The organism is Metabacillus sp. Hm71, assembly GCF_051842955.2.
Lineage (GTDB): Bacteria > Bacillota > Bacilli > Bacillales > Bacillaceae > Metabacillus.
In genome coordinates this window covers 5,047,450-5,065,297 of the sequence record NZ_CM200278.1, presented here as the reverse complement: position 1 = coordinate 5,065,297, position 17,848 = coordinate 5,047,450, and the positions used below count along the sequence as shown (strand labels likewise).

The following is a 17,848-nucleotide window of genomic DNA, read 5'->3' as shown; positions in this document are numbered from 1 at the left end:
ATGTTTACACAATATAAAACTACATTTTAGGGGGAACCAACAATGATAAAAAAAGTAACAGCAAGTATCCTAAGCCTTGCGGTAGGAACTTCGATCTTAGCAGGATGCGGTGGAAATGAAGGCGGTGGTGCTGAGGGTGGAAAAGTAACATTAGAGCTGTTCTCAAATAAAGCCGAAAGCATTGATACTTATAAAGGGATTATTGCGGAATTTGAAAAGCAAAATCCTGATATCGACATAAAACTTGATGCCCCTCCAGAGGCAGAAACGGTATTAAAAACTAGATTAACGAAAAATGATTTACCTGACATCATGTCAATTGGCGGTAATGCAACATACGGAGAATTAGGACGAGCTGGAGTATTACATGATTTTTCTGATTCTGAATTAGTAAAAGGCATTCAACCTTCTTACGTTGATATGATTGGCCGCTTAGTTGGAACAGAAGAAGAAGGGGTATTCGGTCTTCCATATGCGACAAATGCAAACACGGTTATTTACAACAAGCAAAAGTTTGAGAAGCTCGGTTTAGAGGTTCCAAAAACATGGGATGAGTTTATTGCCGTTTTAGAAAAAGTGAAGGCAGCTGGGGAAATTCCAATTTACTTTACATTGAAAGATGCATGGACTGGGATGATTTCTTGGAACTCACTTGCAGCAAATATTACTGGTGAAGATTTTGCAGAAAAGAAAAATGCCGGTGAAACAACATTTGTGAAAAGCTATGATGAAGTGGCTGATAAAATGCTAACTCTTACAAAATACGGTCATAAAGACAATTTAGGTGTTGCTTACGGTGATGGAAACAATGCATTTGCAAGCGGTAAAGGAGTTATGTATATCCAAGGAAACTGGGCCATTCCGGAAATCCTAAAGGCGAACCCGGATATTGAATTAGGTACCTTTGCAATGCCAGTTACGAATGACCCTGCGCAAAATAAGCTAGTCTCTGGCGTTGACGTTTTATTAGCGATCAATGAAGAAACAGAGCATAAAGAAGAAGCACTAAAATTCGTTGAATTTATGATGAACAAAGACACAGCAAAACGCTATATCGACGAACAAAAAGCATTCTCTGCTATTGAAGGTGTATTCCAAGAAGATCCTGTATTTGAAGGCATTAAACCGAACTTCGAATCAGGTGCGATTACAAGCTTCCCAGACCATTACTATCCATCAGGCATGGGGGCAGAAAACCTTGTACAAGAGTTCTTAATTAAACAAAAGAAAGAAGCTTTCTTGAAGAAATTAGATAGCGAATGGGAAAAAGTACAAAACCGTTAAAAAAGAATAGGGGGCATCACTTGTTGATGCCCGCATATTCTCTTAGCTCTAAATGTATAAGCCACTCCTTAATAAAAGGTTTGGACGAGGAGCTACCTTTTATTAAGGAGCGTCTTATGTGTGAGAGCTAAAAAATGCCTTATTACATGTGTTTGATAAAGGAGAGGTAATGATGAAAAAGAAAAATTATGTGTACATGTTGATCGCAATTCCAGCGTTTGTCCTTTTCTTCATCTTCCATACGTATCCTGCCCTTCAAGGGATTTTTTACAGCTTTACGGATTGGAAAGGGTACGGGGATTGGAATTTTGTAGGCTTGAAAAATTACTTCAATGTTTTTAAGGATGAACGTGCATTAGATGCATATGGCTTTACCTTTAAATTTGCGATTATCTCTACGATTCTTGTAAATATTTTTAGCTTGCTTGTAGCGATGGGGCTTAATGCGAAGATTAAATTTCAGAAGACGCTTCGTGCCATTTACTTTTTACCCTATATTTTAAGTATTTTGATAGTAGGTTTTATTTTTAACTTTATTTTCACACATTTCCTACCTGGAATTGGAGAAAGTCTAGGAATTGAATTTCTAGCCAAAAATATATTGGGAGATCCTAAACTAGCTTGGTTAGGGATTGTCCTTGTGGCAGTTTGGCAATCGGTTGCCTTTAATACGATTCTCTATTTAGCAGGTCTGGTAACGATTTCAGAAGACTTATACGAAGCGGCGAGTATTGATGGAGCCGGGGTTTGGCGAAAGTTCTGGAGTATTACATTCCCGCTTATTGCCCCTTTCTTCACGATTAATATGGTTCTAGCTATGAAAAACTTTTTAATGGTCTTTGATCAAATCATAGCCCTAACCGGCGGAGGTCCTGGCACATCAACAGAGTCGATTTCATTATTGATTTATCGCGGCGGTTTTGAAGGCGGAGAATTTGCGTATCAATCCGCAAATGCTGTTATTTACTTCATTGTTATTGTCGTAATTTCAATCATTCAATTAAAATTCCTAGAGAAAAGAGAGGCGGAAAGCTAATGATTAACAAACAAACAAACTGGCCTGTGACTACTCTCTTAATTATTGGTACATTACTCATCTTACTGCCTTTGTATTTAACCATTACGATTGCGTTTAAAACACCGCAGGAGATGGCCGGGAATTTATTAGCCCTGCCAAAATCCTGGTCGTTTGATAACTTTACACAAGCTATTGAGATGACAAATTTCTTTAATGCCCTTGGAAATACTGTATTTGTGACTGTATTCGTAGTTATTTTTACTGTGTTAACAAACTCGTTAGTGGCGTATGCGATCGCACGAAATATGCACAAAAAGGCTTATAAATTCCTATTTTACTATTTTGTTAGTGCGATGTTTATTCCCTTCCCAATTATTATGCTTCCGATCGTTAAGCAAACAGCTGCATGGGGGATGGATAACCTAGTTGGTTTAATCATTTTATACGTTGTGTTCAATTTATCGTTTAATACGTTTATCTATGTAGGATATATTCGCTCGATTCCAAAAGAGCTGGAAGAAGCAGCAATTATCGATGGTGCAAGCACATGGGGCGTCTTCTGGAGAGTGATTTTCCCATTATTAGCACCAATGAATGCAACTGTCGCCATCATCACCTGTTTAGGTGCATGGAACGACTTTATGCTTCCTCTCGTCATGTTAAGTGACCGGGAAATGGCAACATTGCCGTTAGTCCAATACATTTTCCAATCACAATTTAGTACAGACTATAATCTGGCATTCGCCTCCTACCTTATGGCGCTGGCACCGATGATTGTCGTCTACATCTTTGCACAAAAATGGATTATTAGCGGCGTAATGAAAGGTTCGATTAAGTAATAGAAATGGGGGATAGGACTGTCCCACAAAAAAAGTGTATTCCCAAAAAAAGGAGTGTATACATGTTGGAAAAAGCATGGTGGAAAGAAAGTGTTATATATCAAATATATCCGAGAAGTTTTAATGATAGCAATGGTGATGGGATTGGTGATTTAAAGGGGATTACAGAGAAGCTTGATTATTTAAAAGATCTTGGCATTGATGTGATTTGGCTTTCTCCAGTCTATAAGTCACCTAATGATGACAACGGATATGATATTAGTGATTATCAAGATATTATGGATGAGTTCGGAACGATGCAGGATTGGGAAGAGCTTTTACATGAGGTTCATCAGCGCGGAATGAAGCTCATCATGGATTTGGTTGTAAATCATTCATCTGATGAGCATGCCTGGTTTGTTGAATCAAGGAAATCAACAGATAATCCGTATCGTGATTACTATATTTGGCGACCTGGAAAAGAAGGCAGTGAACCGAATAATTGGGAATCCGTCTTTAGCGGATCAGCATGGCAGTATGATGAAACAACAGATGAGTATTATTTGCATCTCTTTAGCAAAAAACAGCCTGATCTTAATTGGGAGAATGAGAAGCTACGTGATGAAGTATACAAGATGATGACATGGTGGCTTGATAAAGGTATTGATGGGTTTCGTATGGATGTGATCAATTTTATTTCAAAAGTACCTGGGCTGCCGGATGCGCCAAATCCTCCAGGGAAGAAATATGCTCCAGGCGGACAATTCTTTATGAACGGACCGCGAATGCATGAATTTTTACATGAAATGAATCAACAGGTGCTATCAAAGTATGACATCATAACAGTTGGTGAAATGCCGGGAGCATCAGTTGACGACGCGAAGCTGTATACAGGTCATGATCGTGATGAATTAAACATGGTTTTCACCTTCGAACATATGGATCTTGATTCAGGTCCAAATGGAAAATGGGATTTAAAAAAGCTTAACTTACTAGATTTAAAAGAAAATATTTCAAAATGGCAAAATGGTCTTAATGGGGTAGGCTGGAACAGCTTGTATTTAAACAATCATGATCAGCCGCGAATGGTTTCGCGATTTGGCAATGATCATGAATATCGTGCCGAATCAGCGAAAATGCTTGTAACCTTCCTTCATATGCTGCAAGGAACACCATATGTGTACCAAGGCGAAGAAATTGGGATGACGAATGTCCGTTTTGCTTCCATTGATGAGTACAAAGATATTGAAATCTTAAATATGTATAATGAAAAGGTGATCCAAGGTAATGAGGATCCTGCAAAGATCATGGAGTCAATCTATGTAAAGGGCCGTGACAATGCCAGAACACCTTTTCAATGGGATGATAGCGAAAATGCAGGCTTTACAACAGGAAATCCTTGGATTAAGGTAAATCCGAATTACAAAGAAATCAATGCAAAACAGGCAGTAAACGATCCAAATTCGATTTATCATTATTACAAGAAGATTATTGCCCTACGTAAAGAACATGACATTATTGTCTATGGTGACTATGAGCTGATCTTGCCTGAGCATGAATCGATTTTTGCCTATATACGGACATACGGAAGTGAAAAGCTAGTGGTTATTACAAACTTTAGCAGTGAACACGTTCCATTTACGCTGCCTGAAGGTCTCAAAGTTACTTCTTCACAGTTATTAGTAAGTAATTATGAAATTGATAATCATGAAGATGTTGCCTCTTTTTCGTTAAAACCTTATGAGGCAAGGGTTTATAAAATTTAATAACAGAAAAAAGCAGATCAAGGTATTGGTCTGCTTTTTTTCATCCGAAGAAATTTAAAGATAGTGTATCCTATTAATCCCTTTTGCATATATTTTGATGAATCAGATACATCAAAGGTTCATTAAATTTAATCTCCATCTGTTATTCCGTTATACTTTGTGCCAATTGCTTTTCCTTCCACATGACGGTAATGCTCAGGCCGATGACCATAATGACAGCGGAGAAAAGATAAGGATAGTGGATGTTTACATCAAATAGTATTCCTCCAATTGCCGGACCTACGATATTCCCTAAGCTCGTATAGGTTGAGTTCATTCCAGCAACAAATCCTTGCTCATTTCCAGCCGCTTTTGATAAAAATGTCGTTAATGCCGGGCGAAGCAGGTCAAATGCAAGGAAGATGAAGCAAGTTACCGCAAGCACCACCAAAAAGCTAGAGATCACGGTAGACACGACAGCTAACACAGCACCTGTTAATAAACAAATTTGAATCAGCTTTTTTTCGCCAATCATATCAACCATTTTTCCAAACATAAATACTTGAACAATTACGCCGAATAGTGAGCTTATCGTAATGATCGCTGCAATGTCCTTCGGGGTGAAACCGAACTTATGGTCAGAAAATAAGCTAAAAACCGTTTCATATGCGGATAAACCGAAAGCCAGTACAAATACAATCATAAATGCAATAAAGTAAAGGGGATTAAGCGATCGTTTTAAATCACTTAAAAAGCTTGACTGTTTTGTATTGGAAGAAAGTTCAGCAAGCTGTTCCTTTGTTAGCGGTTCTTTTAACAGAAATATCGATGAAATGCAAGCTAAAAAGGCAATGGCTGCGGCAAAAAAGAAAGGCATACGTATTCCGTGTTCAGCAATAAAACCACCGATGCCAGGTCCTATTATAAAGCCAGTGCTTATCGCCGCAGAAATATACCCCATTGCTTTTGGACGTTCCTGAACAGAGGTAATATCGGCCATATATGCAGTAACACCTGGCATGATAAAGGCGGCACTAATCCCTCCCAGGATCCTTGATAAATAGAGCAACGATACATTTGTTCCTAAACCAAAGATCAGTTCTGAAACCCCGAAGAGGAATAGTCCTGCTATGATTATGTTCTTTCTGCCGTAACGGTCCACCCAACGTCCTGCAAATGGTGACATCAGTAGTTGTGAAACCGCAAAAACGGCAACTAGATAGCCCATCGTTTTTCCTGATAAATGCATGATATCCATAAAGGATGGCATAACAGGGATGATGAGACCAATTCCTAGAAAGGCAATAAATAAATTGCTAAGGAGGATAATAAGTACTGCTTTTTGTTCTTTTATTGGTTTCTTCATGGATCAACACCTCTTTCTGTCATAAATCATTGATGTGAAATGCCTCTCCAAAATACCTTCCAAGAGGCTTCTAATTTGTCCTTTAGTCGTTTCTCATCATTGCCGTATACAAGCTCAAGCATGATGGAATCGACTACACCTAAGAACGCGAACGTGGGTGTTATTGCTTTATCTTCTACGATTGCTTTCGCATTCATCCAATCCTGAAATTTACTTTCGAGGATCGCCTGCACCTTACTCTCAATATCAATAACTTCCATTTCAATTGCTTTTGCAAGGTGGGGTGGCGGAAAAAAGGACATACGCAGCCAAAACTTTAACTGTTCATTTTTTTGGAACAGATCAATTATGAATTGCAGGAATCCATATAGGTCTTTTTCTGGGTTTTGTGCATCTACCATACTGAAATAGTGGAGCTTTGAAGACAGCTCAGTCTCTTTTGCATCATGTAAAACTTGCAGAAAGAGATCATCCTTCCCTTTAAAATGGGCGTAGATCGATTGCTTTTTCATGCCAACTTCTTCTGCAATTTGGGAGAGAGAAGCACCTTCATATCCATGAATCGTAAAATATTTTAGAGCTGCATCTTTAATTTCATTACTTTTCAATAAACTTCACCTCGTATTTTACGAACGTTCGTCAGTTATCTTACCAGATAAAGTAATAGTAAGCAAGTTTTTAATAATAGATATAGAGATTCTAAACAAGTTTTTAGGAAAATTATATAGAAGATAACCATGTATTGACAATTTATTTAGGATCGCTATATAATTTAATTGTGAGGTGAATGTATGATGGAAGCACGTGATAAACAGCTGGAACATTTTGTAGACTGTTTTCAAGCGATTGGCCGGTTTATGAAGCGTAATCAGTGGAGTAATCAAAAGGCAACTGAAATTACAAAAACGCAATGGCTGATTCTTCGCTTTTTGTGGAAACATGATGGTTGTACAATCGGGCAGCTTGCGGAGCGGCTGGAGGTTCGTTCGAGTTCAATGTCACAAATGATTGATCGCTTAGAGCTTGCAGGAATGGTATATCGTGAACCAGACCAGTACGATGCGCGAACACGAATTGTCAAATTAACAGAGGCTGGTAAAGAGACGATCACGAAAATGAAAAATGCCCAAGTCGAGTTGCTGTCTGGTCCGTTTAATCAGCTAACACCGGAGGAACAGTCCACACTTGTTGAGATCATGACGAAAATGGCAAGTCAGCTAAAACCACAAGGATTTAAACGGAAATAACTCTTTTATAGTCGATTAAATGTTTAAGGTCGCTATATAAAATAATTTCTGTTCCTAAATTGACTATACCTTTAAGTTCACAAGCACTATACACTGATTTAATTTACCTCATAAATTTAAGCTTAAGCACGTTATATATAATGAAGGACAAAACCGGTAGGAGAAGCGCAGGAAAAGTTTGTCATCCCGATTTTGAATGACAACACAGCAAAGTAAAAGTCTTGATAAAAAATATGCAAAAAAGTTCCAAACATTCTAAAGGAGGAATCTTTCATGAGTATTCTTAATATCATCAATTCACGACGTACGATTAAAAATTTCAAAGCAGATCCGGTTGAAATGGAGCAAATCAGCAAATGGCTGCAAGCGGCTGCAATGGCTCCGAATCATAAAATGACCGAACCGTGGGAAGTGTATGTGGTTGGTCCGGAAACAAGAGAAAAATTAAACCACAAAACAAATTTCTTTAATGCGCCTGTAGTACTCGCAATTTTATCAAAGCATGGTGCCACTGAAATCGAAACAGAAGAAAACCTCATTGCGACAGCATGCTTTGTGCAGAATTTTAATTTAGCTGCCTGGGAAGAAGGAGTTGGCACATTCTGGTCATCCATGGGAGGAGCTGCGAGAAACCGTGAAATTCTTGGGGTGCCTGAGGGATATGATGTGGTTGGAGTATTTGGTGTAGGTTATCCAGAAGAAATAAATCAGCCAAAAGAGAGAACACCAATTCAAGAAAAAATAAAGCATTTATCGTAAGCGGACATAGATTCTATTATTTATCCGCAGCAATACCACCTTACTTTCAGGAGGAAAAAGGATGAAAGTTGAAGAGTATATCCATTCTCTGTTTACGAAGGATGATGCTGTTTTAGAGCAAGTCTTGGCGAGTATTCGTGCAAATGGAATGCGAAATATATCCGTACCGCCGGAAATCGGAAAGCTGCTGACCCTATTAGTGAAAATTTCAGGCGCCAAAGAGATTCTAGAAATTGGAGCGCTTGGCGGATATAGTGGAATCTGCCTTGTTCGCGGCCTTGGGAAAGAAGGACATTTAACCTCATTAGAGTTAAAAGAGAAATTTGCCCAAATGTCCCATGAAAATTTTAAAAAAGCTGGTTTTGGCGACCGGGTAACCTACTATACTGGCGAAGCCTTAAACAGTTTAGAGCAGCTCGAAAAGGAACAAAAAAGGTTTGATTTTATTTTTATTGATGCGGATAAGGAGAATTATCCGAACTACCTGGAATGGTCAATAAAACTTGCCAATCCCGGTGCACTAATTGTCGGCGATAATGTGTTGCGAGGGGGACGGGTATGTGACAGTTCCTATATTGATGCGCAAACAGATTACATACGTACCTTTAATGAACGTCTGGCAAAAGATCCTAAATTTGAATCGATCATTCTGCCGATTGGAGACGGAATCGCAATTGGTCGGGTAAAGGAATAAAAATAATATCATGAAATTAAGGATTACCGATAGGTTTATCGCCGATGGTATCCTTTTTTTATTTTATATTCTTTGTTTCTGAATCAATTAGATAAAAATTATGGTTAAGTAGACTAACCTTAAACTTTGGCATATTACAATTTCTTTAGCAATCGGGCCATTTTATTTAATAGAATAAGGCTTATTATTAACGGGGAGTTTAGTGAAATTCTTGCTTATCATATAAAAACCATTCAAAGTAGAGAATGGTTGTTTAAGAAAAGTTATTTATGCTTTTTCTAATTATAAATCCGATTATTAAACCAGGAATAACAAACAACATTGGGAGCCATACAGGACCCAATAACACTCCAAATATTGTTAAGTTTGAGGAGAAAATTAATCCTAGGGTAACAAAATAGGCTGAAAATACAAAGGGGAGAAACGAAAAACGGTCTTTTCCTCCTCCAGCGTCTTTATATGCATCCCACATTGCAAAGAAATACAAACAGGGATAAAACATCAGCCACTGGTAATTCGTTTGTTCTATCGCTAATTGAATATTTCCTTGAAAGCTTGAAATAATCGTTTCGTTGAGATTGGCTAATATGTTAATAAGAAGTTCTAAAATTACTAGAACAATCCCCTTTATCAGTTTACCGTTTAAAAACTGGCCAAATCCAGGGAGGGCAATATTCCATAGTAATTTTTCTAGTTCATTTGACTTTATCTCTACTATCAACTTTTATTTTTACTTTGGCTGATTTACAAGTGCTTGACGGTCATCTGCTTGCGGTGGTTCCTCTAGCCAACCGTGTTTTATCAAAATGTTTGCGCCATCTTCTGCATACAAAGCAATTTCTGCTGAAAGGCGAGTATATGTCGCACTTAAATCCATTCTATGACAAGTTCCAGCAGCGGTACCGTAATTCCCTATCCCGACCGCAATCATACCGGTTGTATGGAACATCATCAATTTATCCGAAAAGGGTGCAACAGTACTATCCAAAACATGAGAATCCCAAATCATTGGAGCAGGAACGTCTCCGTTGGTTAGTATTGAACTAAATTTTTTGATGTGTTTATTAGCAATACCTTTTCCCTCCATAAAATATTGTTTCACGTCTTCACCTTTACAGACTTGTGCAAAAGCCATCATCATTGCTTTCCCTAATGCGTTCGTTTGGACGTTTATAAATAGATGTGTTATTTCGATTGAGGATAACGGTCGTTTATTCTGTCCTAAAAAATCAAATAAGAAACTTTGTTTTTTTACAAAATCAACCTTGTCTGGTATTGAAATATGCGGTGGTCGAATATACACGCCTTTTGATAACATAACTTTTCTCGCTTTATCGTGTAACTCTGAAGTAGACAAAAGTAAATCTGTGAAGAAATTACTTACATCTGAACGAGCAGAAACACCAATTGCTACGCCAATACCTGCCATTGCAATAATCCCCATTTTTTGCAGGTACATGAGCATAAATGTATCTGTAAACAATCTTGGTGCATTTACATTTACGTCTTCATCCGTAAATCCAACGGGTATTGGGTGTTTTTCATCGTTAAAAATATATGTAATTGTTTGTAGATTCTTTTGTGATAAATTCATGGCGTCTTTAATGAGCGAAAGTATTTCTTTATCCTCGCATACCTTTTCAAAATATTTGAAGACACAAGTTGCCAAAGAATCGTTTAAATACTGTGTCCAAAGAAAACCCATTTCCGAAGCAGTAAGTGGAATGTTATGCTCGGTCATTACCTTTCCTTTTTCTACACCAGAATTACTCATAACGCATTTCTCCTTAAAGTTCAAATGATAATGCTATAAACAAAAAATACTTACTATTATCATGATGTTTTATACACAGAAACATTATTCATTAATTAAATGGTAAATAATGGGTTTTGAGTATCTATAACAAATAGAAACTTAGTTTATCTTGAGTTGCTTTTCTATTTTATTGTAATCGTAGCACCTTTATTTCGATAAATAGATGTATTAGTTTATGAAGAATTAAGTTATTTTTGGACTGAGGTCTTATTTTAGTTTTTCCATTAATATAAGGGCAAATTCTTTATTGAAAAATTCTATAAACATTCTTTATCTTTTTTTTGGATTTAGTGAAATTGCCATCTGATTCAAAGGGGAGTAATTTGTCTTAGTTCTTAATGACTAGCATTGAAGATTCTAGAAAAATCAACAGATTTTATTTATCTGTAAATAAATCCACATTTTTAATTTTTTTGTAAATTTTATCTTTGTTGTTTTTCTTAAAATTAAGTTAATTAATATTTTTTAAATATAAATTGCATTTAGTTTCTATTAAAAAAACATTATAAAAAGTGAAAAAAATATAGTACGTAGTTATTTTGGTATAAAAATAATTCAAAAAATATTTGTAAAGAGAATATTAAGCTAGAGAAGATAATCTAACAATGCTGTTGACAACAAAAATCAGCTCAAGTAGAATCCAATTTGTAAAACTTATGTGTGACAAAAAATGGATAATACTTACTTTCATTAACAATTTAAGATGAAATAGTTAATTTATCCTAAATAGGAGATGGTGCTAAAAAAGCAGTAATATTTCCTTTTATTGTTCGTAAACTTAATCTTGTGTCAAAATTATAATTTGAGAGGGGAATTTTAAAAATGGCAGATGATACTTTGTACAAATTATCTTATTTGAATAAGTTGGGGGAACTAAAAGAAAGGTCTCCTCAAGTAGCACAAAAGTTTATGCAGTTTGAACATGAAGTGTTTCAGAATGGTGAAATTCCAACTAAGACAAAAGAGTTAATTGCGATAGCTGTTGCTCATACTACTGGTTGCCCTTATTGTATTGAAGCTCACGTAGCCAAATATAAAAAGTTAGGTGGAACGATGGAGGAAGTAATTGAAGCAATTGCTGTTGCAGCTGCACTTAAAGCAGGTGCTGCAATTAGCCATAGTGTAAATGCGATCAATGCCTATGAAAGAAATTAATGATAAATTTTGAGGGGAATAAAGAAATGCTGCAAACCAGTTTAAATAAAAATAGTACACACTCCTCTTTAATAGATTTATTGAATAGCAATGCAAAAAAGCATCCACATAAAATAGCTTTTAAGTACTTAATTGGAGAAGAGGATGAAATTTCCCTTTCGTATAAGCAATTAGTTGTGGATTCTAAAAGAATTGCAGCTTATTTGCAAAAGGAAGGATTTTCTGGGAAACAAGCCTTAATTATGTATCCACCAGGGTTGGAATATGTGAAAGCATTTCTCGGATGTCTTTATGCAGGCGTTATTGCAGTCCCAGTATATCCGCCCACTCTTAGCAGGAATATGGATAGAATTAGAAGTATTTTAGTAGATGCTTCAACAAACATAATCTTTACTACTTCACAGCTACACTCTAAAATTGTCAAACATTTTTCTGAGGAAACAGCCTCAATGGATATAAAATGGATTTGCATTGATGAGTTAATTCTCCCCCAAGCCGATCAATGGAAACAGCCAAATGTTAATGGAGAATCCATTGCTTTTCTACAATACACATCAGGATCTACTTCACAACCAAAAGGTGTAATGGTCACACATCAAAACATTCTGTACAACGAAGAAATGATAAAAAAAGCATTTGATAATAATGAAAACACAATCGTATTAGGCTGGCTGCCTTTATACCATGATATGGGTTTAATCGGGAACGTACTTCAACCACTGTTTTTAGGCGGAACGAGTATCCTGATGTCACCAATGGATTTCTTGCAAAAACCATTGAGATGGTTACAAGCCATATCGAAGTATAAAGCAACCGTAAGCGGAGCACCAAATTTTGCTTATGAGTTATGTGTAAAAAAGATAACTGATGAACAGAAAACTCTAATTGATTTAAGCTCTTGGAAAGTAGCCTATAATGGTGCCGAACCAGTAAGATATGAAACTTTAAAAAAGTTTGCTGAGGCCTTTAAAAATTGTGGATTTAAAGAAGAAAGCTTTTATCCGTGTTACGGGATGGCAGAAGCTACTCTGTTTATTTCGGGTGGAGAAAGTAATAAAAAGCCAATAATCAAACACTTTGATTCACAAGCTTTAAGAGACAATAAAGTACAAGAGACTAGTGAAAGCAATAAATCCACTGCATTAGTCAGCTGCGGAACAACCTATCTAGAACAAGATATCAAAATCGTTAACCCAAATACATATCATATCTGCTCAGAAAATGAAATAGGTGAGATATGGGTCAATGGCGTAAATGTGGCAAAAGGTTATTTCGGTACAGGGGATAATGCAAGTTTTAGCGGACTTATATCTAATGAAAGTGCTGATAAATATCTTAAAACTGGAGACCTAGGATTTATTAATAATGGTCAGTTATATATTACCGGAAGATTGAAAGATATCATTATCTTAAGGGGAAAAAATTATTATCCCCAAGATATTGAATTAACAACGGAAAAAGCTCATATAGGAATACGAAATGGATGCAGTGCTTCATTTTCGATAACTGAAGAGAATGAAGAAAAACTAGTCATTGTTGCTGAAGTCGAAAGAGCTTTTAGACCAAGAGAATCAAGTCATCAAAATGAAAAGTCAGATGCTAATAATGTCTTAATTCGCATTCGTCAAAAAGTCATGGAAGAACATGGGGTTCAACCATATTGTATTTGTTTAATAAAAACAGGTACCATTCCTAAAACTTCAAGTGGGAAAATTCAAAGAAATGCTTGTAAACAGGAATTTTTAAATAACGAATTAGTCATTTGGCACATCGATAAAAAAGAATAGCCAAGATTTTTGAAAGGATATGTTTCTGTGGTAAACCGATATAACACAATAATAGTTGGAGCAGGGCAAGCTGGTTTGGCTATGGGGTATTATCTCCGAGATATGACAAATTCATTTTTACTAATAGAAAGTCATGCTAGAGTAGGAGATTCTTGGCGATTCCGTTACGATTCGTTAAGATTGTTCACGCCTCGATCGCATAGTGCATTACCAGGTATGTCATTACCCGGAGATCAGAATGGTTATCCAACAAAAGATGAAGTTGCGGATTACTTGGAAGAGTACGCCAAAAAATTCAATCTGCCTGTAAAACTAAATACAAAAATTACAAAGGTCTCTAAAGAGGGAGATAATTTTCATATTATCACAAACTCTGGTGAAGAATTTTTAACAAAAAACCTTATTATCGCGACAGGTCCATTTCAAAAACCATCTATACCTGATTTTAGTGACAAAATACCAAATGATATTTTTCAAATCCATTCTGCACACTATAAAAATCCTTCTCAACTAAAAGAAGGAACAACTTTGGTGGTGGGTGGCGGGAACTCAGGAATGCAAATTGCTGCTGAGCTGTCTTCTACAAGAGGTGTATATCTATCATTGGGTAAGAAGCCTAAATTCCTGCCATATCAGGTTCTTAACAAAAGTATTTTTTGGTGGTTCAGTGTACTGGGAATATCTAAACTTACTGTTGATTCAAAACCGGGCCAATTTCTTAAAAAGAATGATCCTATCATTGGTAAAGAAATAATACCATTAGTCAAGGAAGGGAAAGTTAAGATGCTTCCCAGAACTACTGGTATTACAGAGCATAAAATTAAATTTGAAAATGGTAATGAGATACAACCGAAAAATATTATCTGGGCCACCGGATTTAAACCTGATTATGATTGGTTAGATATATCAAATATTTTTGATGAAAAGGGTAATCCGATTCATGAAAGAGGAGTAACAAAAGAACCGGGGTTATTTTTCATAGGATTATCTTGGCAATATCGAAGAGGTTCGGCTTTATTATTAGGCGTTGGAGAAGATGCCAAATACTTAGCAGGGAAATTGCAAACCAATTAATGTTGGAGGATAAACATGGAGAAACAAGAAATGCTGAAAGTGATCCAAAACTCTATTACTTCTTTTACTTCATTAAAAGCTGAGAAAATTAATTTTGATAGTGATATGTCAGGAGACCTAGCTCTGGATTCTGCTGATCGAGTTGAACTGGTATTGGACTTAGAAGAGAAATTTAACATCTCTATATCTCAAGATGATTATAGCTGGTGCAAAACAATTGATGATTTGATTACGTTAATTAATAATATCCAAAATTCTCAGGAGGTAAGTCAATGAATATATCTGAACAATTAAGAGATTTAGGACTTAATCCACTTAATACGTTAGTCGGCAGTTCACATGATTTATATAAACTGCCTTTCGACCTTGTAAATGAGTATAAAGGTAGTATCATTGCTGAGAATTTTAAGCACCATTATGAAAATAATGAGTTTTATCGAGATGTTTGTCATAAAAAACAAGTAACTCCAGAAGACGTTAAAGGGTTCGAAGATTTAGTGAAAATCCCACTAATTCCGGTACAGACTTTTAAACAATGTGATTCGCACCTTTTAATGACATCGAAATTAAATGAAGTTGAATATGAGATGCGCAGTACGGGAACAAGTGGTATTCCGAGCGTTTCTAGACGTGACAAAATTACTGTTGATAATGCATTTGAAAGTGTTGTATCAACTTACAGAGAATTTTTCCAAATTTCCCGCGGTATGGGACTATTTCTTTTTCCTCCAACTGAAGAGATGCCAGAAATGGGCATGGTGAAAGCATTAAATATATTTGCAGGTTTACTTGATGGAGCAGCAAATGTGGTAAAACGTGTTACATTCAATCCAGAGAAAGCGGTGGAATTACTTCATTCATGGGAAGGAAAACATACTCGTCATTTAGTTGGACCGCCTTTTCTTATTCATAAGCTAATCAAATACTGTATGGAAAATAATCTAAAGTTAAACTTGGAAAAGAAAAGCTACATTATCACACTAGGTGGATGGAAAAAGTTTACTGGCGAAGAAATTCCAAGGGAAGAATTTAACCGCCTTTGTCATGAATATCTAGGTGTACAAATTAATAATGTACGTGATATGTACGGGTTAGTAGAAGCAAATATGTTAGCAGTAGAATGTGACCAACAAGAAAAGCATGTTCCACCTTGGGTTCATTTATCACTAAGAAATCCTCGGAATGTTTTAGAAGAGGTAGAATATGGTGAGCGTGGCGTTATTGCTATTTATGATCCTACTTGCATTTCCTATCCTGGTTTTGTCTTGACAGAAGATGTGGGATATTTACGTAAAGATACTACATGTGAATGTGGACGAAATGGGCAAAAATTAGTTTATATTTCACGTATGCCAGGTGTAGAGGTGGGCTGCTGTGCGATTAACTTAGAAAAGTTTATTGAAGAAAAAGAAAAGCAAATGATGGCTGTGCCGGGAGGCGAGTAAATGTTTAATGATATTATTTGCGAGCATTTTATGAATCCAAGAAATATTGGTGAAATGGAGAACCACGATTATGTTGTGGAAATTGGTAACCCAATATGCGGCGATACCGTTCATATGTTTTTGAAAGTTGAGGAACAACAAATTACTGAGGTTACTTACCGAGCATATGGATGTTCAACCTCCATTGCAACAGCAAGCATCGTTTCAGAAGTCATTAAAGGAAAAACATTCGATGAACTTACTTCAATCACTCGTGATGAAGTTGCAGATTGGTTAGGTGAACTTGAACCAGCTCAATATCATTGTATTGACATTGGACTTAGCATCATCCATCAATGTTCACATCCAATTCAGAAAAACCTTGAGAAAAAAGAGTTTCTAGTAGAAGGCGAAGGTGCATTTTAGTGATAAATAAGGAGACTATTTATCTTGATTACAATGCTACGACCCCGTTGGATCATGATGTATATCAGGCAATGGTTCCTTATTTGATGAATTCTTTCGGTAATCCTTCTAGTAAATATTTTTTAGGTAAAGAGGCTAAAGATGCCATTAGTGAAGCTAGAAGAAATGTTGCTGAACTAATTAATGCTGAAGAAAACGAAATTATTTTCACGAGTGGTGCTTCTGAATCCAACTCTACCATATTAATGGGGATTGCACTTAAGAACTTAGATAAAAAACATATCATTACAAGCTCTATTGAACATCCAGCCATTCTAGAAGCTTGCAGGCATCTTCAAGAATACTATGGTTTTAGAATTACAAAGCTTCCAGTAGATTCTAATGGTGTGATTGGTATAAAAGAATTATTGAATGCTATTGACACACAAACCTGCCTTGTAACCATCATGATGGTTAATAATGAAGTAGGTTCAATTCAACCGATTGAACAAATTAGTAGAATCTGCAAGGAAAACGGAATTCATTTTCACTGTGATGCTGTCCAAGGGGTTGGAAAGGTAAAGATTGATGTTAAAGAAATAGCTGTTGATAGTCTTTCTATTTCAGCCCATAAAATATATGGTCCTAAAGGTGTTGGGTGCTTGTATATAAGAGAAGGCATTAAAATATCCCCTCTTATATACGGTGGATCACAAGAAATGGGGATTCGTTCAGGGACTGAAAATGTAGCGGGAATCATTGGGTTTGGAGTTGCAGCAAAAATTGCTAGAGATCATTTAAGTTCCAATCATCAACAAATGCAGGATTTAAGAAATATTTTTTTAGAAGAATTAAAAAATCTCTCTGACTGGTCCATAAATGGAAGCCTTGAATCTTCAGTACCAACTACATTAAATATACAGTTTTCAGGGATAAGAGGAGAAGCGTTAGCAGCTGCCTTAAATCAATATGGTGTATGTGTGTCAATTTCATCAGCATGTAGCTCCTCTTCAGCGAAATTATCCTATGTTTTAAAAGCAATGGGGAAGTCTGATGATGAAATTAGAAGCTCTATTAGAATAAGTTTTGGGAAGTTTACAACTCAATTAGAAATCATTGAGGCTGTAAGGTTAATTTCAAAAATAGTATCTCAATTAAGGACAATTTCAAGTAAATATTCTCCTAAAATAGAGGAACGTGTTCATATAGGATGATATTTATAAAGGAAAAAACTCTCGGTACACGAGAGTTTTTTT

At 36.2% G+C, this 17,848-nt stretch carries 18 protein-coding genes; 14 read left to right on the top strand and 4 right to left on the bottom strand.

Going from position 1 to position 17,848, the window contains the following annotated elements:
* The first annotated feature begins 42 nt into the window (after positions 1 to 42).
* From ACSVDH_RS24935 to ACSVDH_RS24920, 4 genes are all read left to right on the top strand, one after another.
* Positions 43 to 1,284 carry an ABC transporter substrate-binding protein gene (locus ACSVDH_RS24935; protein ID WP_439252757.1) on the top strand — a complete coding sequence of 414 codons (1,242 nt, stop codon included), beginning with the start codon at positions 43 to 45 and terminating at the stop codon, positions 1,282 to 1,284.
* Between the two features lie 172 nt (positions 1,285 to 1,456).
* On the top strand, positions 1,457 to 2,320 hold the full coding sequence (locus tag ACSVDH_RS24930) for a carbohydrate ABC transporter permease (RefSeq protein WP_439252758.1): 864 nt from the start codon (positions 1,457 to 1,459) through the stop codon (positions 2,318 to 2,320).
* A 2-nt stretch (positions 2,321 to 2,322) separates the two neighbouring features.
* Positions 2,323 to 3,141 (top strand): carbohydrate ABC transporter permease, encoded by an 819-nt coding sequence (locus tag ACSVDH_RS24925; protein WP_439252794.1) that lies wholly within the window; start codon positions 2,323 to 2,325, stop codon positions 3,139 to 3,141.
* Positions 3,142 to 3,206: 65 nt separating this feature from the next.
* Positions 3,207 to 4,886, top strand: coding sequence for a glycoside hydrolase family 13 protein (locus tag ACSVDH_RS24920; protein WP_439252795.1), 1,680 nt, complete (start codon positions 3,207 to 3,209; stop codon positions 4,884 to 4,886).
* Between the two features lie 142 nt (positions 4,887 to 5,028).
* On the opposite strand, the gene ACSVDH_RS24915 is transcribed toward ACSVDH_RS24920, so the two are convergent.
* The gene (locus ACSVDH_RS24915; protein ID WP_439252760.1) at positions 5,029 to 6,231 is read right to left on the bottom strand and encodes an MFS transporter; all 1,203 of its coding nucleotides are present in this window, start codon (positions 6,229 to 6,231) and stop codon (positions 5,029 to 5,031) included.
* A gap of 26 nt (positions 6,232 to 6,257) precedes the next feature.
* Positions 6,258 to 6,839 carry a TetR/AcrR family transcriptional regulator gene (locus ACSVDH_RS24910; protein ID WP_439252761.1) on the bottom strand — a complete coding sequence of 194 codons (582 nt, stop codon included), beginning with the start codon at positions 6,837 to 6,839 and terminating at the stop codon, positions 6,258 to 6,260.
* Positions 6,840 to 7,025: 186 nt separating this feature from the next.
* Between ACSVDH_RS24910 and ACSVDH_RS24905 the strand changes: the two genes are divergently transcribed.
* The 3 genes from ACSVDH_RS24905 to ACSVDH_RS24895 all read left to right on the top strand — a co-directional run bounded on the left by ACSVDH_RS24905 (position 7,026) and on the right by ACSVDH_RS24895 (position 8,931).
* A complete protein-coding gene (locus ACSVDH_RS24905; protein ID WP_439252762.1) occupies positions 7,026 to 7,478 on the top strand; it encodes a MarR family winged helix-turn-helix transcriptional regulator in 453 nt (150 codons plus the stop codon).
* 273 nt (positions 7,479 to 7,751) lie between these two features.
* A complete protein-coding gene (locus ACSVDH_RS24900) occupies positions 7,752 to 8,237 on the top strand; it encodes a nitroreductase family protein (RefSeq protein ID WP_299093599.1) in 486 nt (161 codons plus the stop codon).
* 61 nt (positions 8,238 to 8,298) lie between these two features.
* The gene (locus ACSVDH_RS24895; RefSeq protein WP_439252763.1) at positions 8,299 to 8,931 is read left to right on the top strand and encodes an O-methyltransferase; all 633 of its coding nucleotides are present in this window, start codon (positions 8,299 to 8,301) and stop codon (positions 8,929 to 8,931) included.
* Between the two features lie 253 nt (positions 8,932 to 9,184).
* Here the strand turns inward: ACSVDH_RS24895 and ACSVDH_RS24890 are convergent, their stop codons facing one another.
* Positions 9,185 to 9,652 (bottom strand): hypothetical protein, encoded by a 468-nt coding sequence (locus ACSVDH_RS24890; RefSeq protein WP_439252765.1) that lies wholly within the window; start codon positions 9,650 to 9,652, stop codon positions 9,185 to 9,187.
* Positions 9,653 to 9,661: 9 nt separating this feature from the next.
* Positions 9,662 to 10,705, bottom strand: a complete 1,044-nt coding sequence (locus tag ACSVDH_RS24885) for a DUF3231 family protein (RefSeq protein ID WP_439252766.1) — start codon at positions 10,703 to 10,705, stop codon at positions 9,662 to 9,664.
* An 864-nt stretch (positions 10,706 to 11,569) separates the two neighbouring features.
* Between ACSVDH_RS24885 and ACSVDH_RS24880 the strand changes: the two genes are divergently transcribed.
* The 7 genes from ACSVDH_RS24880 to ACSVDH_RS24850 are packed head-to-tail and all read left to right on the top strand — an operon-like array spanning position 11,570 to position 17,806.
* Entirely contained in the window at positions 11,570 to 11,902 is a 333-nt protein-coding gene (locus ACSVDH_RS24880; protein ID WP_299093597.1) for a carboxymuconolactone decarboxylase family protein, read from the top strand.
* Positions 11,903 to 11,928: 26 nt separating this feature from the next.
* A complete protein-coding gene (locus ACSVDH_RS24875) occupies positions 11,929 to 13,689 on the top strand; it encodes a fatty acyl-AMP ligase (RefSeq protein ID WP_439252767.1) in 1,761 nt (586 codons plus the stop codon).
* Positions 13,690 to 13,716: 27 nt separating this feature from the next.
* A complete protein-coding gene (locus tag ACSVDH_RS24870; protein ID WP_439252768.1) occupies positions 13,717 to 14,763 on the top strand; it encodes a flavin-containing monooxygenase in 1,047 nt (348 codons plus the stop codon).
* 15 nt (positions 14,764 to 14,778) lie between these two features.
* Positions 14,779 to 15,039 (top strand): acyl carrier protein, encoded by a 261-nt coding sequence (locus tag ACSVDH_RS24865; RefSeq protein ID WP_439252769.1) that lies wholly within the window; start codon positions 14,779 to 14,781, stop codon positions 15,037 to 15,039.
* Complete coding sequence (locus tag ACSVDH_RS24860) at positions 15,036 to 16,208, top strand: LuxE/PaaK family acyltransferase (protein WP_439252770.1); 1,173 nt, start codon at positions 15,036 to 15,038, stop codon at positions 16,206 to 16,208. Before ACSVDH_RS24865 ends, ACSVDH_RS24860 begins: the two co-directional genes overlap by 4 nt.
* Positions 16,209 to 16,613 carry an iron-sulfur cluster assembly scaffold protein gene (locus ACSVDH_RS24855; protein WP_439252771.1) on the top strand — a complete coding sequence of 135 codons (405 nt, stop codon included), beginning with the start codon at positions 16,209 to 16,211 and terminating at the stop codon, positions 16,611 to 16,613.
* Positions 16,613 to 17,806: a cysteine desulfurase family protein gene (locus ACSVDH_RS24850; RefSeq protein WP_439252772.1), complete on the top strand. Its 1,194-nt coding sequence runs from the start codon at positions 16,613 to 16,615 to the stop codon at positions 17,804 to 17,806. Before ACSVDH_RS24855 ends, ACSVDH_RS24850 begins: the two co-directional genes overlap by 1 nt.
* The last annotated feature ends 42 nt before the right edge of the window (positions 17,807 to 17,848 follow it).

Bases quoted from the DNA above. Each gene is read 5' to 3' on its own strand.
- ACSVDH_RS24915 (WP_439252760.1), bottom strand. From the start codon at position 6,231: ATGAAGAAACCAATAAAAGAACAAAAAGCAGTACTTATTATCCTCCTT.
- ACSVDH_RS24885 (WP_439252766.1), bottom strand. From the start codon at position 10,705: ATGAGTAATTCTGGTGTAGAAAAAGGAAAGGTAATGACCGAGCATAAC.
- ACSVDH_RS24860 (WP_439252770.1), top strand. From the start codon at position 15,036: ATGAATATATCTGAACAATTAAGAGATTTAGGACTTAATCCACTTAAT.
- ACSVDH_RS24880 (WP_299093597.1), top strand. From the start codon at position 11,570: ATGGCAGATGATACTTTGTACAAATTATCTTATTTGAATAAGTTGGGG.
- ACSVDH_RS24905 (WP_439252762.1), top strand. From the start codon at position 7,026: ATGGAAGCACGTGATAAACAGCTGGAACATTTTGTAGACTGTTTTCAA.
- ACSVDH_RS24875 (WP_439252767.1), top strand. From the start codon at position 11,929: ATGCTGCAAACCAGTTTAAATAAAAATAGTACACACTCCTCTTTAATA.
- ACSVDH_RS24855 (WP_439252771.1), top strand. From the start codon at position 16,209: ATGTTTAATGATATTATTTGCGAGCATTTTATGAATCCAAGAAATATT.
- ACSVDH_RS24935 (WP_439252757.1), top strand. From the start codon at position 43: ATGATAAAAAAAGTAACAGCAAGTATCCTAAGCCTTGCGGTAGGAACT.
- ACSVDH_RS24865 (WP_439252769.1), top strand. From the start codon at position 14,779: ATGGAGAAACAAGAAATGCTGAAAGTGATCCAAAACTCTATTACTTCT.
- ACSVDH_RS24930 (WP_439252758.1), top strand. From the start codon at position 1,457: ATGAAAAAGAAAAATTATGTGTACATGTTGATCGCAATTCCAGCGTTT.
- ACSVDH_RS24895 (WP_439252763.1), top strand. From the start codon at position 8,299: ATGAAAGTTGAAGAGTATATCCATTCTCTGTTTACGAAGGATGATGCT.
- ACSVDH_RS24900 (WP_299093599.1), top strand. From the start codon at position 7,752: ATGAGTATTCTTAATATCATCAATTCACGACGTACGATTAAAAATTTC.